At 39.4% G+C, this 2,405-nt stretch carries 3 protein-coding genes; 2 read left to right on the forward strand and 1 reads right to left on the reverse strand.

Features of this window, described 5'->3' with window-relative positions:
- On the reverse strand, nt 1–182 hold a 182-nt coding region (locus AS180_RS23755), incomplete at its 3' end, for a hypothetical protein (protein WP_035320331.1).
- A 93-nt stretch (nt 183–275) separates the two neighbouring features.
- Here AS180_RS23755 and tnpB point away from each other — a divergent pair.
- Together tnpB and tnpC are read left to right on the forward strand one after the other, a co-directional pair.
- The gene (gene tnpB, locus AS180_RS21170) at nt 276–629 is read left to right on the forward strand and encodes an IS66 family insertion sequence element accessory protein TnpB (RefSeq protein WP_139109269.1); all 354 of its coding nucleotides are present in this window, start codon (nt 276–278) and stop codon (nt 627–629) included.
- A 90-nt stretch (nt 630–719) separates the two neighbouring features.
- Nucleotides 720–2,315 carry an IS66 family transposase gene (gene tnpC, locus AS180_RS21175; protein WP_062687465.1) on the forward strand — a complete coding sequence of 532 codons (1,596 nt, stop codon included), beginning with the start codon at nt 720–722 and terminating at the stop codon, nt 2,313–2,315.
- The last annotated feature ends 90 nt before the right edge of the window (nt 2,316–2,405 follow it).

Raw genomic sequence — 2,405 nt, forward strand, 5'->3', positions numbered from 1 at the left:
GTAAGCCCCCATTCAAACAACGCATATAAACACGCAGCACCTTCTGGTACGATACATGTATGAATCAAAGGAGGTGCATGTCTTATGCCACAACAAAAATTAACGATTGTCCCCGTCACACTACACCCAGATACTAAACATTCTTTATCATCCACTTCTTCAAAAGATCCTTCAATAAGCATTTGCACGATCAAAACGGCAAACGCGGAAATATCCTTCTATGGCGGCGTAGGTGAGCACGTTATCCAAACCGTTATGAGGGAGTTGAAACATCTGTGAAATACGATTATACAAGTGTGAAAAATATCTACATCATTTGCGGAAAGACCGATATGCGAAAAGGCATAGACGGGCTTGCCACACTGATTCAAGATTCTTTCGAACTTGATCCATATGGCGATTCCATTTTCTTATTTTCAGGATGGAGTAAAGATCGCTACAAATGTCTGTATTTTGATGGCGATGGCTTCGCCATGCTTTATAAGCGTTTAGATAGTGGAAAACTTCAATGGCCAAAAGATGAAAATGAAGTACGTAATCTTTCACAACAGGAGCTCCGATGGTTACTTGAAGGGTTATCCATTCAGCAACCAAAAGCCATTCAACCATCACTAAAAGGCGTGTTCTAAAATCGTTCAAGTTGGTACTTTTATCTTTATTTCACTATTCAAACTGATTATAATAGGAGGAACGAAACTGAACGGAAAGTAGTGAATGTTGTGTCGAACGCTTCTTCTAATAACAAAAGTAAAGATGAGAAATTAATTCGACTGCTTGAAGAACAATTAGCTCATTCGAATCAACAAAATAAAAAGTTATCGAAAAAGTTGGATCAATCATTGAAACAGATTGAATCGTTGACGCAACAACTTCAACATTTAACAAAACTCTTATATGGCTCTAAAACAGAAAAATCCAAATACAATACGCCCGACGGGCAAGTGTCCTTATTTGAGGATGACCCGTCTTTTACTGATTCTGAGCACACAGAAGAACAAAGCCAACAGACGATTTCTTATACTGTTGTTCGAAACATCCAGAAGAAAAAGAGAAATGATTCATTGCGAGATGATGTAGAAATAGAAGCGATCCATCATCATCCAGACAATACCATCTGTGACTGTTGTCAACATCAAATGGTTGAAATCGGCGGAACGGTTGTCCGTGAAGAAGCTACATTTATTCCCGCAAAAATGATGAAAGTACAGCATATTGAACATGCCTACGAATGTAGGAACTGCAAAAGTGATGCATCACAATCCGCACAAATTAAGCGTGGAAAAGCACCACAGCCACCGATTCAACGTAGCATCGCAAGCCCTAGCGTGCTTGCGAAAGTCATCTATGATAAATTTGCGCAATACTTACCCCTTTACCGCCAGGTCAAGGAATGGTCACGTTATGGTCTAGATACGAATGATAAAAATCTTTCTAATTGGGTCATACATGCAGCACATGATTGGCTACTACCTATTTATGAACGAATGAAAGAGTTGATGATGTTTAAGTCTGTTCTACATGTCGACGAAACGTATTCCCAAATTATTCATCGTTCTGATGGGAAATCTGGTCAATCCAATGCCTATAACTGGGTATATCGAAGTGTGCCAAGCCAAGGTCCCTTGATTATTCTATTTCAAAGCTCTTTATCACGGGCTCGGTCCGTCCTTGAAAGTTTCACGGAGGGGTATTCCGGTACAATTATTTGTGATGGTTACTCTGCCTATGATAAGATTGGCGGAATTACCTTCGCAAATTGTTGGGCACATGTTCGTCGTTATTGGTTGAAAGCCGACAGTAAGAATGGCCAAGTTGGTGTGAAGTATTGTGATGAATTATATCGACTAGAAAGGAAATTTAAACATTTGTCTCCGAGCAAGCGCAGAAAAAAACGCCAAAAATACTCGAAGCCAATCGTTGACAAATTTCTTAACTGGATTGAAACATCACCATTCTACGGAAAAAATGCCCTCGCAAAGGCAGCTGAATATACGTTGAATCGAGCAAATGGGCTTAGAGCATTCTTGAACGATGGCCGCATTGAGATTGATAATAATCCAGCCGAAAACGCCATCCGCCCCAATGTCATTGGTCGAAAAAATTGGCTCTTTAGTGTTAGTGAAGACGGTGCAAAAGCGAATGCCATCTGTTTGAGTATCGCAGAAACTGCAAAAAGTAATGGCATTGATTTCTATGAATATATAAAGAAACTTTTGACGGATCTACCGAATATCGGCATCCATCAAAATCCTGAAATTCTAGATCAATACATGCCTTGGTCTAAAATGATTCAAGCAACATGTAATAGAAGATAGATGAGGCCGTATTTTTGATAAAAAATCATAAAAATACGGCTATTTATCATGCGTACCATGAAGGTACGCTGTTTTTTATTTCGGGCTTAC

Origin of the sequence: Priestia veravalensis, assembly GCF_001457055.1 — a bacterium.
In the GTDB taxonomy this organism is placed as follows: Bacteria; Bacillota; Bacilli; order Bacillales; family Bacillaceae_H; genus Priestia; species Priestia flexa.